Origin of the sequence: Stenotrophomonas riyadhensis, from assembly GCF_040256885.1 — a bacterium.
Taxonomy (GTDB): domain Bacteria; phylum Pseudomonadota; class Gammaproteobacteria; order Xanthomonadales; family Xanthomonadaceae; genus Stenotrophomonas; species Stenotrophomonas riyadhensis.
This window is the reverse complement of record NZ_CP155568.1, coordinates 2215821-2228402: the sequence shown is the minus strand read 5'-3', so window position 1 is coordinate 2228402 and position 12582 is coordinate 2215821. Positions and strand designations below refer to the sequence as shown.

Genomic DNA, 12582 nt, shown 5'->3' with positions numbered 1-12582 from the left:
TGTGGGCGCGCGCGCCAGGAAAGGTGATTGCCAGTGTGCCCGGACAAAGATGAATGGGCGATCAGGGCGACATTATGCCGCCCCGAACGTCCATCGGCGATTCAGCCACCCGAGCCGGGCAGCTTGCCGTACAGCACCTGCCCACGGAAGCCGCGCCGCACTTCGCGGTACAGCGCGCGGAACGCCGGATAGTCCTGCGGCTGGCACAGCGCCTCTGGCCCACGCACCGCGTTCTGCTGCAACCGGTGATGCACGATCACGTCCTGGCCATCGCGGCTCCAGTCCACCCGGTACTCGCCGGCGGCGTTGGCAAAACGCTGACTGGCCGGGATGGCGATGATCGGCGCATTGGCCGGGAACTGCAGGCGATAGGTTTCCTCGCGCAGGCTGGCATTGCAGTAGAACGGCGTCTCGTTGGCCGGCGCCGAGGCGGTGGCGTACAGGCCACGCACCGATTCGCCACCCGGCGGGTCCGGTACAGCCATGCCGCCGGCCACGCTGAAGTCGGCGTAGTCCTCGGCCTGGAAGGCCATGCGATAGCCGAACGGCCGGGTCAGGTCGACCGGCACGCCCTGGATCTGCAGCTGCCCTCGCCCATCGAAACCGGACGCGGCCATGATCTGCTCTTCAGCGCGCGCACGGTTCTGTGCGTTGAGCTGGGAGAACTGGGCGCGCATGCCGATCTCGGCGTTCTCGCCCAGCTTCGGAATGGTCTCGCCGCGCAGGTTGCCGTTGGCGTCGAAGGTGAAGCGCACTTCCATGGACGTGGCATTGCGCTGCGGCGTATTGGCCGGGGTGCGTGCCAGCGTGGCGTCGCGTGTACGCATCACCGGCGCACCGAGGTCGCCTTCCGGCAGCTGGCCGAAGCGCGCCCAGGCCGTGGTCGAATCCAGGTACAGATCGAACTCGGGAATGTAGGTGATGGCGTGGTTGAAGCGACCCAGCACCGGAATCTTCGGCAATGTCGGGCCGCCACCGGCACCGATCAGCACCGGTGAGCTGGCGATGCCCTTGGCCGCCAGCAACGCCTCCAGGATCGTCACATGGTCCTTGCAGTCACCGTAGTGGTTGTCGAGGATGCTCTGCGCGCTGTTGGGCTCCAGGCCGCCATTGCCCAGGTACACGGCCACGTAGCGGATGTTCTGCGCCACCCAGCGGTACAGCGCATCGGCTTGTTCGCGGCGGTCGCTGATGCCGACGGTGATCTCATCGGCCAGCGCCTGCAGTTCCGGCGTGACCTGAGCCGCCGGGCCAGCCTTGAGCTGGTAGGCGCGGCCCATCTGCGACCAGTCACGATAGGTGCTGGCCATGATGTTCGGGCCGAACTCCCAGCCTGCCGCCGACCAGTTCTGCGCCGGCATGGCTTCGCGACGCTGGTAGCGCCAGCGCCACTGTGCCTGGCCGTTCTTCACCGTCGGGCGATCACTGCCCTGCACGCCGCGGCTGTCGACAAACATCGGCAGGTTGGCCGGCGCACTCAGGGTGACCTCGGCGTCCTCGTACTCGGTGAAGACATTGAAGGTCTCCCACAGGCCGAAGTAGCCCGGGAAGTACGGCGTGGCCTGGGTGCGGCGCACCTGGTAGTACAGGCGCGTGCCCGGCGCCAGGTTCGGGAATACGATCACCCGCACCTTGCGGTCGGCATACATCGCCGCCGAGGCGCTGGAATAACTCTCCTGGGTGTAGATGCGGTCGGCCGGCACGTCGCGGCGCTGGCCGTCGGCGGTGATCGTGTAGGCGCCGAGCACGTCCAGCGTCTCCATCTTCTCGCTGTAGCTCAGCCGCACCTGGCTGAACTGCTCGACGGAGGCCTTGGTCTTGAGCAGGACTTCGTAGGTTTCGGTCTGCACATTGCCCGCATCCGGCCGCACCTGGTAGTCGGCGCGGTAACGGACAATGCTGAAATTATTGCTGGCTTCGGTATCGCCGCTGGTGGAAGGCGGCGCCGTGGCGGGCGCGGAGGTGGCGGTGTCTGCCAGTGCCGGGCCGGCAGCCATCAGGGCTGCCAGCGCCAGTGCCAGCGCGCTTGGTACGGGGTGAAGCATGCGTCGGTTCCTTGGACGTCGTGGGGGATACGTCGGGTCTTACTTCGGCGGCGGCGGTGCCAGCACCGTGCGGTCGCCGTTGTGCTCGGGCGGACTGACCACGCCGGCCGCTTCCATGGCCTCGATCAGTCGCGCTGCACGGTTGTAGCCGATCTTCAGCCGGCGCTGCACGCCGGAAATCGAGGCACGGCGGGTCTCGGTGACCACCCGCAGCGCTTCGTCATACAACGGGTCGGACTCATCGCCGGCAGAACTGTTCTCGGGCAGGCCAGTGGCACCGACGACCACGCCGTCGCCCATCGTCTGCACTTCGTCCAGCACGCCGTCGACATAATCGGCCGGGCCCATCGCCTTGAGGTGCTCGACCACGCGGTGCACTTCCTCGTCGGAGACGAAGGCGCCGTGCACGCGCTCGGGCATGGCGGTGCCCGGCGGCAGATACAGCATGTCGCCGTGGCCGAGCAGGGTTTCCGCGCCGGACTGATCGAGGATGGTGCGCGAGTCGATCTTGGAGCTGACCTGGAAGGCGATGCGGGTCGGAATGTTGGCCTTGATCAGGCCGGTGATCACGTCCACCGACGGGCGCTGCGTGGCCAGGATCAGGTGGATGCCGGCCGCACGCGCCTTCTGTGCCAGGCGCGCGATCAGCTCTTCCACCTTCTTGCCGACGATCATCATCATGTCGGCGAATTCGTCGATGAAGATGACGATGAACGGCAGCGTCTCCAGCGGGCGCGGCGCCTCGCCCAGTTCCGGGTTCGGCTTGAACAGCGGGTCCATCAGCGGCTGGCCGGCGTCCTGAGCTTCCTTCACCTTCTTGTTGAAGCCGGCCAGGTTGCGCACGCCCACCGCGCTCATCAGCTTGTAGCGGCGCTCCATCTCGGCCACGCACCAGCGCAGGCCGTTGGCGGCCTCCTTCATGTCGGTGACCACCGGCGCCAGCAGGTGCGGGATGCCCTGGTAGACGCTCAGTTCGAGCATCTTCGGGTCGATCATCAGCATCCGCAGGTCTTTCGGCGAGGCCTTGAACAGCAGGCTCAGCACCATCGCGTTGACCGCCACCGACTTGCCCGAACCGGTGGTACCGGCCACCAACAGGTGCGGCATGCGCGCCAGATCGGCCACGGTCGAGCGGCCAGCGATGTCCTTGCCCAGCGCCAGGGTCAGCACGCTGGCCGATTTGTCGTACTCCTTCGAACGCAGCAGCTCGGAGAGGTAGATCATCTCGCGGGTGACGTTGGGGATTTCCAGGCCGATCACCGACTTGCCCGGAATCACGTCGACCACGCGCACCGACTTCACCGACAGGCCGCGCGCGATGTCCTTGTCCAGCGAACTGATCTGGCTGACCTTGATGCCCGGCGCAGGCTCGATCTCGAAGCGGGTGATGACCGGGCCGGGGTTGGCGCCGACCACCTGGGCGTCGATGCGGAAGTCCTTCAGCTTGAACTCGATCTGCCGCGACAGCGCGTCCAGGGTTTCCTTGTCGTAGCCCACCGGCTGCGGCTTGGGGTCGTCCAGCAGGGCCAGCGGCGGCAGGTCCGATCCGTCGCCGTTGACGCCCCGGAACATCGGGATCTGCGTGTCGCGCTTGGCCCGGTCACTCTTCTCGATCACCGGCTCCGGGCGTGGCTCGATCTTCACCGGCTCGCGCTTGGCACGCACCTCGGCATCAGCCTTGCGTACTTCCTGGCGTTCCTCGCGCATCACCCGGGTCTGCTGCCACTCGGTGACTTCTTCCTTCTTGCGTGCCAGCAACGGCGCCAGCGACATCACGCCGCGGCCGATCTTCTCCATCACCGTGAACCAGGACAGCCCGGTGGCGAGGGTGATCGAGGCCAGCAGCAGCACCAGCACGAACAGGTTCGCGCCCAGCGCACCGAAGCCCACCGTGAGCGAATTGCCGACCAGCTTGCCGAGGATGCCGCCGGCACTGGAGACATCGCCACTGAACAGGCGCACATGCAGGAAGCCGGTGCCGGCGATCAGGAAACCGACCAGGCCAACCAGGCGCAGCGCTGGGTCCAGATCGTTCTCGCCCTTACTCTCGCGCTTGAGGCCGAACATGGCGATCCACGCCAGCGCGCCCAGCACCACCGGCAACAGGAAGGCGATGTAGCCGAACAGCTGCAGCAGCACGTCGGCGATCCAGGCGCCAGCGCGGCCGCCGAGGTTGTGCACCGGCGCGACCACGCTGCCGGTGTGCGACCAGCCCGGGTCGGTCGCTGAATAGGTGAACAGACTGGCCGCCAGGTACAGCAGCGCCGGCGCGATGGCGATCAGGCCAAGGTCGCGCCAGAGGCGTTGGCGGCGTGGATTGTCGGTCGTCGCCGCCGCGGCCGTGCGACGTGACGCCTTGCTGTCGTCGGACTTGGAGCGTTCGGGGACCTGCTTCGCCACCTTAGACCATACCTTTGGAATGCGCTGTTAGTGATTGATAATAAATGAGACGGCGTCAGTTTTCAGTTATGCGACGTCCGACGGGGCAATCAGAGGGCCGGAACCACTGCTGGATGACGGCGTTCTGTTCATCGGCTTGAATCGCCCTGCCCCAGCCGCCACTCTATGACCAGCCACGGATGCTGCGCAAACATCGCCAGCGCCTTGTCCCATCTACCTTTTCGCGAGTCTACATGAGCACCAGCCTGCCCTCCCGCCACCAGCGCCTCGTCATCCTCGGTTCCGGCCCGGCCGGTTGGACCGCCGCCGTCTACGCCGCCCGCGCCAACCTGAAGCCGGTCGTCATCACCGGCCTGCAGCAGGGCGGCCAGCTGATGACCACCACCGAGGTGGACAACTGGCCGGGCGACGCCCACGGCCTGATGGGCCCGGACCTGATGGCGCGCATGCAGGCCCATGCCGAGCGCTTCGAGACCGAGGTCATCTTCGACCACATCCACACCGCCGATGTGTCGCAGCGCCCGTTCAAGCTGATCGGCGACAGCCACGAGTACACCTGCGATGCCCTGATCATCGCCACCGGCGCCACCGCCAAGTACCTGGGCATCCCGACCGAGGACGAGTTCAAGGGCCGCGGCGTGTCTGCCTGCGCCACCTGTGACGGCTTCTTCTACCGCGACCAGGACGTGGTCGTGGTCGGCGGCGGCAACACCGCCGTGGAAGAGGCGCTGTACCTGTCCAACATCGCCCGCAAGGTCTACCTGGTCCACCGCCGCGACACGCTGAAGGCGGAAAAGATCATGCAGGACAAGCTGTTCAAGAAGGTGGCCGAAGGCAAGATCGAGACCGTCTGGCACCACCAGGTGGAAGAAGTGCTGGGCAATGATGCCGGCGTGACCGGCGTGCGCGTGAAGTCCACCCTGGACGGCAGCACCCGCGACATCGACGCCCACGGCTTCTTCGTGGCCATCGGCCACCACCCGAACACCACCCTGTTCGACGGCCAGCTGGCGATGAACAACGGCTACCTGGAAATCCGCTCGGGCCTGGGCGGCAACGCCACCCAGACCTCGGTGGAAGGCGTGTTCGCCGCCGGCGACGTGGCCGACCAGCATTACCGCCAGGCGATCACCTCGGCCGGTTTCGGCTGCATGGCCGCACTGGACGCCGAGCGCTACCTGGACGCACAGGGCAAGGCCAGCTGAGTCGCTGACCGCACCGTGCAGCGTCGAGCCATGCTCGACCCAGGCAAAAGGCCGACGCCAACGCGTCGGCCTTTCTGTTTCATCTGCCCTATCCTTCGCCCATGCCTTACCCCCGCTTCCTCGACTCCCTGCAGTCCATTGCCGCCACCGACTGGGACGCCCTGCACGACGGCCGCAACCCCTTCGTCAGCCACGCCTCCCTCTCGGGCCTGGAACAGCATGGCTGCCTGCGCGAGGACTGGGGCTGGCAGCCCCGGCACTTCACATTGTGGGAGGGCAACACGCTGGTCGGCGCCATTCCGGGCTACCTGAAGACCAACTCGCACGGCGAGTTCGTGTTCGACCACGCCTGGGCCAACGCCTATGCCCGCCACGGCCGCGACTACTACCCGAAATGGCTGGGCGCGGTGCCGTACTCCCCGGTCACCGGCCCGCGCCTGCTGGCCCGTCATGATTCAGAGCGCGCCGCATTGCTGTCGGCGTTGCGTGACGCATTGCCGGCACTGGGCGTGTCGTCGGCCCACATCAACTTCCATACCGCCGGCGACGAGGCGCTGTTCGCCGATGACTGGCTGCTGCGCGAGGATGTGCAGTTCCAGTGGCAGAACCCGGGCGACTGGTCCACGTTCGAACAGTTCGTCGGCGCGATGGACCACAAGCACCGCAAGAACATCCGCCAGGAACGGGCCAAGGTCACCCGCCAGGGCATCACCTTCCGCGTAGTACATGGCGACGAGGCCAGCCGCGCCGACCTGCAGGCGATGTACCGCTTCTATCTGCAGACCTTCCTCGAGTACGGCAATGCCCCAGCGCTGACCGAGACCTTCCTGCGCCATCTGGCGATAACCCTGGGGCGCGGGCTGGTGCTGTTCCTGGCCGAACAGGACGGCGAGCCGATTGCCGGCGCCCTCTGCCTGCGCGGCGGCGACACGCTGTACGGCCGCTACTGGGGCGGCGCCACCCTGCCCGGCCTGCACTTCGAAGCCTGCTACTACCAGGGTATCGAGTACTGCCTGCGCGAAGGACTGAGCCGATTCGAACCCGGCGCACAGGGCGAGCACAAGCTGGCACGCGGCTTCCTGCCCACGCTGGTGCGCAGCCGGCACTGGGTGGCCGACACGGAATTCGCAGAAGCGCTGCTGGACTGGTGCCGGCAGGAGCGGCGCGATGTGCGGCGCTACCAGCAGGCATTGCAGGGGCATGGGCCGTTCCGCGTAGAGCCGTAGAGTCGAGCTTGCTCGATTGGCGCGGCGCCGAAAAACGTGCCAACCAAGGTTGGCACCTACCAGGGCAATGAGGCGTGCCAACCAAGGCTGGCACCTACCAGGGCGATGGCGAGGGCGCTGTGCTCAGGTGCACTGCCAGAAGTGCCCGCTCACCCGGCACTTCGCACACCAGAACGTGTAGAGCATGCCGCCACTGCCCCAGAGCAGCGCGCCTCCACCGGTGGTCGGCAGTGTCGAATCCAGCTGCATCACGAAGGGCATCTCCTCGCCGCAATCGATGCACGCCGGGTACCACGCACTCTGCACCCAGCTTGGTGCGCCACCCACACGCGACAGGTTCTGCCGATGATTGGACCGGCCCCAGTCCTGTTGCTGCCAGCGCGCGCTTTCGAGCGCCACCAGGCCCACCTCGGCCCGCATCAGGTCGCCACTGTCGGTGGGCGTACTCGGCACCTCGCGGTGCTGGCTGGGATGGCAGGCGGGCAGGCCGTCGGCATCGTGGCGATAGAAACGCACGGGCGGGTCTTCCCAGCCGCAGCAGTCCAGGCACAGCCCCAGCGTGATCTCGCCCGACGCGCCCGGCTGCAGCGCGGCAGCATCGGTCCGCAGCAGACGCTGCAGCGGCGCATGGCAGCTGCCACACAGCGTTTCCAGTGGTCCTCCCATGTGCCCGGCGTGATGCACCTGCCCACCATTCCAGGTCGGGTGCAGGCGCCAGATGCGCTTGCGCCAGCTCGGCTCGTCCGCCTGCTGCGCGCGATGCTGTTCGCGGCCGAAGCGGAAGTGCAATGGCCGCTCGCCATGCAGGCGACGCGGCTGCGGACCTTCGGCGACGCCGGCCCAGTGCGCCCAGACCTCGGCATCCAACCGCCCCCAGTCGACCAGGTAGCCGCGAGCAATGGCGTAGGTCTCGGGCTGGGCGGCGAGCAGCAGCGTCCTGGCCCGCGCCATTTCGCGATCGTCATCGGCTTCGGCCAGGATCTGCGCCCAATGCGCGGCCGTCGCGCTGGGCAGGCCCTGCCAGACCTGCGCGGCCAACTGCACCTCATCCTCACCGGCGACCGCCAGCAATGCCTCCCAATCGTCCTGCAGCACCTGCGGCGCCTGATAGCTGGCGAACTCCATCACGCTCGTCAACACGTCACCGCGCTCGCCCGCGCGATAGCGGCGCCACGCGTCGGCCGCGACCGCGGGCACCGCGCCATCCGGCAGCAGGTCCAGTGCCATGTCGAGGAAGGCCGAGCTCGGCGAAGGCCGCGCCAGCGCCTGCAGCATCAACTCTCCCAGCCGACGCGGCTGTTCAGTGGCCAGCGACAGCAGCATGCCTTGGCTGTCGTTGCGCGTGCGCGGGGCGTCATGCAGGTCGAGGATGGCGCTGATCGAGTCACTCATTCGGAGGCTCCTTGCCGGTGAACAGTGATGGTGCCAGACATCACGAATCACCACGACGAATACAATGGCCCCATGACCCGCCAGCTGCCCTGGCGCCTGGCCGACGCGCCGGACGCCCCCTTCCCGCCGGCCGAGACCGCCCTGCGCCAGCCCGATGGCCTGCTTGCGGTGGGCGGCGACCTGCATCCGGTGCGCCTGCTCAACGCCTATGCCGGCGGCATCTTCCCGTGGTTCAGCGAGGGCGAGCCGATCCTGTGGTGGTCGCCGGACCCACGCATGGTGTTCCGCACCGATGGCGTGCACCTGTCCAGCCGCTTCCGCCGCCAGTTGCGCAGCAGCACGTGGGAGGTCACCGCCGACACCGCCTTCAGTCGTGTGATGCGCGCCTGCGCCGCGGCGCCGCGGCCCGGCCAGGACGGCACGTGGATCAGCCCGGCGATGGTCGAGGCCTACAGCCAACTGCACGACCTTGGCTTCGCCCATTCCTTCGAAGTCTGGGATCGGCAGACATTGGTCGGCGGCATCTACGGCGTCGCGATCGGCACCATGTTCTTCGGCGAGAGCATGTTCAGTGGCGCCAGTGGCGGCTCCAAGATCGCCCTGGCCGCGTTGGCAGCCACCCTGCGTGGCTGGGGCTGGGAACTGATCGATGCCCAGGTGGAGAATCCGCACCTGCTGCGGATGGGCGCCGAGCACCTGCCGCGCGCGGACTTTCTGGAGCACGTCCGTCAGGCCGTACACCGTGACGGCCGTGAAGGTCCCTGGACCCAGGCGGTAGGACGCTTGCCAGCACGGCGTTTGGCCGGGGGTTAACACAAACTTTGCAAGCCGGGCCCATCACGCGTAAAATACCGCGCCTTAGGCCCAGCGTGGCCGTTTTCTGAACCGCACAGGACTACATGTCGAAAGACGATTCCATCGAGTTCGAGGGCACCGTCAGCGAGACGCTGCCGAACACCACTTTCCGCGTTCGTCTGGAAAATGGGCACGAAATCATCGCCCACATCTCCGGCCGCATGCGCAAGAACTACATCCGCATCCTCACCGGTGACCGGGTCAAGGTTGAAATGACCCCGTACGACCTGACCAAGGGTCGTATCACCTACCGCATGAAGTAAGCGGTCGGCGCCTGGCGCCACTTCGACAGGGCCGGCCTTGCTGCTGGCCCTTTGTCGTGCGCGGAAGAAAATTCCAGGCTTCACCCGCAACGCATATTCGTCGTTGTCTGAAATCCAGCGTCGCGCCGGATGGCTAGACTCAACACGTTCTTCACACTGGGCGTTGCGCGCATGACCTATCTGATCGTACTGGACCCGCAGTCCGTCACCAGCCGCTGCTATGCCAGCAAGGGACCGGTTCCGCACGAGGCGGTCGCTTTCGTCATCGAGGATGGCGGCGACCAGGGGCGACAGCAGGGATTCCGTTCGATCGCGGCCTGACGCCGCCAAAGGTCATCGTGACCGAACTCACCGTGGCGTCGGTCAGCCCCGCTTGAGGCAGATTCGCATTTGCAGCGACAGCGGCATCGTGGGATCCGATCCAGTCCGGATCGCCACCCCACCCGATCATGAACGCCCTGCTCCCGCACGTCCTGCTGCCGGCAGTTCTGCTGGTCAGCCTCCCCCTGTCGGCGCCCGCCGCCGAACCCGCCAGACCCTCCACCGCGGCCGAGTGCATCGCCCTCGGCACCAGCCGCGACATCCGCCCCTCCAGCACGGAACGCGAAGTGCTGCTGCGCGACGGCAACAACCACTATCGGGTCCACCTGCAGAAGCGCTGCCTCGGCGCCGCCGCCTCGGCCAGTTACGTCTTCTTTACACCCGGCACGCCCGAGCAGATCTGTGGCGATGCTCGCAGCACGCTGCAGACCGACAGCAACCACTGCACCGTGACCCGGATCGAACCGGTCGATGCGGCAACCTTCAAGCGCCTGGCCCAGCAGGGACGTTGAAGGGCGGATACGCAACAAGGGCGGCCGAAGCCGCCCTTGTTTTCCAACCGCACCCGGCATCGATCCGGTGCTGCCTTACTCCACCGTCACCGGCAGCAGCCGCTCCGGCTCGGCCTGGGTCTCGACCACCAGCTCGTCGTCGCGGACATCGATGCTGACCTTGCCACCGTTGACCAGCTTGCCGAACAGCAGCTCGTCGGCCAGCGGACGCTTGATCTTGTCCTGGATCACCCGGGCCATCGGGCGCGCACCCATCAGCGGGTCGAAGCCGTGGTGGGCCAGCCAGTCGCGCGCGGTCGGCGTGGCCGACAGGCTGACGTGCTTGTCCTGCAGCAGCATCTCCAGTTCGATCAGGAACTTGTCGACCACGCGCAGGATGTGCTCGAAGCCCAGCGCTTGGAACTGCACCACCGCGTCGAGGCGGTTGCGGAATTCCGGGGTGAAGCTGCGGCGGATGGTCTCCATCGCGTCGGTGGCATGGTCCTGCTTGGTGAAGCCGATCGAGCGCCGCGAGGCCTGCGCCGCACCGGCATTGGTGGTCATCACCAGCACCACGTTCTTGAAGTTGGCTTCACGACCGTTGGTATCGGTCAGCACGCCGCGGTCCATCACCTGCAACAGGATGTTGAAGATGTCCGGGTGCGCCTTTTCGATTTCGTCCAGCAGCAGCACGCAGTGCGGCGTCTTGACGATCTTCTCGGTCAGCAGGCCGCCCTGGTCGAAGCCGACGTAGCCCGGAGGCGCACCGATCAGGCGGCTGATCGAATGTGGCTCCATGTACTCGGACATGTCGAAGCGGACCAGCTCGATGCCCAGCTGCAGCGCCAGCTGCTTGGTCACCTCGGTCTTGCCGACACCGGTCGGACCGGCGAACAGGAAGTTGCCGATCGGCTTTTCCGGATTGCCCAGGCCGGAGCGCGCCAGCTTGATCGCCGAGGACAGTGTCTCGATGGCCGGGTCCTGGCCGAAGATCACCATCTTCAGGTTGCGCTCCAGATGCTGCAGTACATCCTTGTCGGTGGCGCTGACCTGCTTGGTGGGGATGCGCGCCATTTTGGCGACGATCGCCTCCACTTCCTCGACGTCGATCAGCTCCTTGCGCTGGCCTTCCGGCAGCAGGCGCTGACGGGCGCCCGCCTCGTCGATCACGTCGATGGCCTTGTCCGGCAGCAGGCGGTCGCCGATGTGCTTCACCGACAGGTCAACCGCCGCCTGCAGCGCCTCGTCGGAATAGGTCACGCCGTGGTGCAGCTCGTACTTGGACTTCAGCCCCTGCAGGATCTCGTAGGTCTCGCCGACGGTCGGCTCGACGATGTCGATCTTCTGGAAGCGGCGGGCCAGCGCCCGATCCTTCTCGAAGATGCCACGGTATTCCTGGAAGGTGGTCGAGCCGATGCAGCGCAGCTCGCCGGAGGCCAGCGCCGGCTTGATCAGGTTGGACGCATCCATGGTGCCACCCGACGCCGAACCGGCACCGATGATGGTGTGGATCTCGTCGATGAACAGCACCGCATTGGGCACCTTCTTCAGCGCGGTCAGCACGCTCTTCAGGCGCTTCTCGAAGTCGCCACGGTACTTGGTGCCAGCCACCAGCGCGCCCAGGTCGAGCGAATAGATCACCGCGTCGGCCAGCACGTCGGGCACCGAGCCCTCGACGATGCGGCGGGCCAGGCCTTCGGCAATTGCGGTCTTGCCCACGCCGGCCTCACCCACGTACAGCGGGTTGTTCTTGCGGCGGCGGCACAGGACCTGGATGGTGCGCTCGATCTCGTCGGCACGGCCGACCAACGGGTCAATGCGACCGGCCCGGGCCTGTTCGTTGAGATTGCTGGCGAACTCGGTCAGGGCATCGCCCTTCGGCTCACCCTCCCCGCCTTCCATGCGGCTCTCGCCCTCGGAGGAAGAGGACGGCTGCTCGCCCTCCTCGCCCAGCTTGGCGATGCCGTGGGACAGGTAATTGACCACATCCAGCCGGGTCACATCCTGCTGGTTGAGGTAATAGACGGCGTGCGAGTCCTTTTCGCCGAAGATGGCGACCAGCACGTTGGCGCCGGTGACCTCCTTCTTGCCCGAGGACTGCACGTGGTACACGGCTCGCTGCAGCACGCGCTGGAAGCCCAGGGTCGGCTGGGTATCGCGGCCGTCATCTTCGGCCAGGCGGGACACGGAGGCCTCGATGGCCTGCTCCAGCTCCTGGCGCAAGCGTTCGGTGTCAGCACCGCAAGCCTTCAGTACGGCCTGGGCGGACGGGTTGTCGAGCAGTGCCAACAGCAGGTGTTCGACCGTCATGAACTCATGCCGGGCCTCACGGGCGCGCTTGTAGCACTGGCCGATGGTGTGTTCGAGGTCTTTGCTGAACATGG

At 66.6% G+C, this 12582-nt stretch carries 10 protein-coding genes; 6 read left to right on the top strand and 4 right to left on the bottom strand.

The window, feature by feature from the left end; translation table 11 throughout:
• Window positions 1-101: 101 nt before the first annotated feature.
• Entirely contained in the window at window positions 102-2045 is a 1944-nt protein-coding gene (locus SriyCCGPB3_RS10490; RefSeq protein WP_110712256.1) for a DUF3857 domain-containing protein, read from the bottom strand.
• Between the two features lie 39 nt (window positions 2046-2084).
• On the bottom strand, window positions 2085-4445 hold the full coding sequence (locus tag SriyCCGPB3_RS10485) for a DNA translocase FtsK (RefSeq protein WP_032127351.1): 2361 nt from the start codon (window positions 4443-4445) through the stop codon (window positions 2085-2087).
• A 233-nt stretch (window positions 4446-4678) separates the two neighbouring features.
• Between SriyCCGPB3_RS10485 and trxB the strand changes: the two genes are divergently transcribed.
• Together trxB and SriyCCGPB3_RS10475 are read left to right on the top strand one after the other, a co-directional pair.
• Window positions 4679-5650: a thioredoxin-disulfide reductase gene (gene trxB, locus SriyCCGPB3_RS10480; RefSeq protein ID WP_014037154.1), complete on the top strand. Its 972-nt coding sequence runs from the start codon at window positions 4679-4681 to the stop codon at window positions 5648-5650.
• 101 nt (window positions 5651-5751) lie between these two features.
• Window positions 5752-6876 carry a GNAT family N-acetyltransferase gene (locus tag SriyCCGPB3_RS10475; RefSeq protein ID WP_350260268.1) on the top strand — a complete coding sequence of 375 codons (1125 nt, stop codon included), beginning with the start codon at window positions 5752-5754 and terminating at the stop codon, window positions 6874-6876.
• Between the two features lie 123 nt (window positions 6877-6999).
• Here the strand turns inward: SriyCCGPB3_RS10475 and SriyCCGPB3_RS10470 are convergent, their stop codons facing one another.
• On the bottom strand, window positions 7000-8268 hold the full coding sequence (locus SriyCCGPB3_RS10470; RefSeq protein WP_350260267.1) for a hypothetical protein: 1269 nt from the start codon (window positions 8266-8268) through the stop codon (window positions 7000-7002).
• A 72-nt stretch (window positions 8269-8340) separates the two neighbouring features.
• On the opposite strand from SriyCCGPB3_RS10470, the gene aat reads away from it, so the two are divergent.
• The 4 genes from aat (at window position 8341) to SriyCCGPB3_RS10450 (ending at window position 10219) form a co-directional block, all read left to right on the top strand.
• A complete protein-coding gene (gene aat / locus SriyCCGPB3_RS10465) occupies window positions 8341-9081 on the top strand; it encodes a leucyl/phenylalanyl-tRNA--protein transferase (RefSeq protein ID WP_350260266.1) in 741 nt (246 codons plus the stop codon).
• An 86-nt stretch (window positions 9082-9167) separates the two neighbouring features.
• Window positions 9168-9386, top strand: coding sequence for a translation initiation factor IF-1 (gene infA / locus SriyCCGPB3_RS10460; RefSeq protein WP_005409596.1), 219 nt, complete (start codon window positions 9168-9170; stop codon window positions 9384-9386).
• A 171-nt stretch (window positions 9387-9557) separates the two neighbouring features.
• Window positions 9558-9707 carry a hypothetical protein gene (locus SriyCCGPB3_RS10455; protein ID WP_180846586.1) on the top strand — a complete coding sequence of 50 codons (150 nt, stop codon included), beginning with the start codon at window positions 9558-9560 and terminating at the stop codon, window positions 9705-9707.
• Window positions 9708-9835: 128 nt separating this feature from the next.
• Window positions 9836-10219: a hypothetical protein gene (locus SriyCCGPB3_RS10450; RefSeq protein ID WP_110712253.1), complete on the top strand. Its 384-nt coding sequence runs from the start codon at window positions 9836-9838 to the stop codon at window positions 10217-10219.
• A gap of 75 nt (window positions 10220-10294) precedes the next feature.
• Here SriyCCGPB3_RS10450 and clpA read toward each other — a convergent pair whose 3' ends face one another.
• Window positions 10295-12580, bottom strand: a complete 2286-nt coding sequence (gene clpA / locus SriyCCGPB3_RS10445; protein ID WP_110712252.1) for an ATP-dependent Clp protease ATP-binding subunit ClpA — start codon at window positions 12578-12580, stop codon at window positions 10295-10297.
• Between the last annotated feature and the right edge of the window lie 2 nt (window positions 12581-12582).

Coding starts and splice junctions, on each gene's coding strand:
- SriyCCGPB3_RS10490 (WP_110712256.1), bottom strand. CDS start 2,045: ATGCTTCACCCCGTACCAAGCGCGCTGGCACTGGCGCTGGCAGCCCTG.
- trxB (WP_014037154.1), top strand. CDS start 4,679: ATGAGCACCAGCCTGCCCTCCCGCCACCAGCGCCTCGTCATCCTCGGT.
- SriyCCGPB3_RS10475 (WP_350260268.1), top strand. CDS start 5,752: ATGCCTTACCCCCGCTTCCTCGACTCCCTGCAGTCCATTGCCGCCACC.
- SriyCCGPB3_RS10470 (WP_350260267.1), bottom strand. CDS start 8,268: ATGAGTGACTCGATCAGCGCCATCCTCGACCTGCATGACGCCCCGCGC.
- aat (WP_350260266.1), top strand. CDS start 8,341: ATGACCCGCCAGCTGCCCTGGCGCCTGGCCGACGCGCCGGACGCCCCC.
- infA (WP_005409596.1), top strand. CDS start 9,168: ATGTCGAAAGACGATTCCATCGAGTTCGAGGGCACCGTCAGCGAGACG.
- SriyCCGPB3_RS10455 (WP_180846586.1), top strand. CDS start 9,558: ATGACCTATCTGATCGTACTGGACCCGCAGTCCGTCACCAGCCGCTGC.
- SriyCCGPB3_RS10450 (WP_110712253.1), top strand. CDS start 9,836: ATGAACGCCCTGCTCCCGCACGTCCTGCTGCCGGCAGTTCTGCTGGTC.
- clpA (WP_110712252.1), bottom strand. CDS start 12,580: ATGTTCAGCAAAGACCTCGAACACACCATCGGCCAGTGCTACAAGCGC.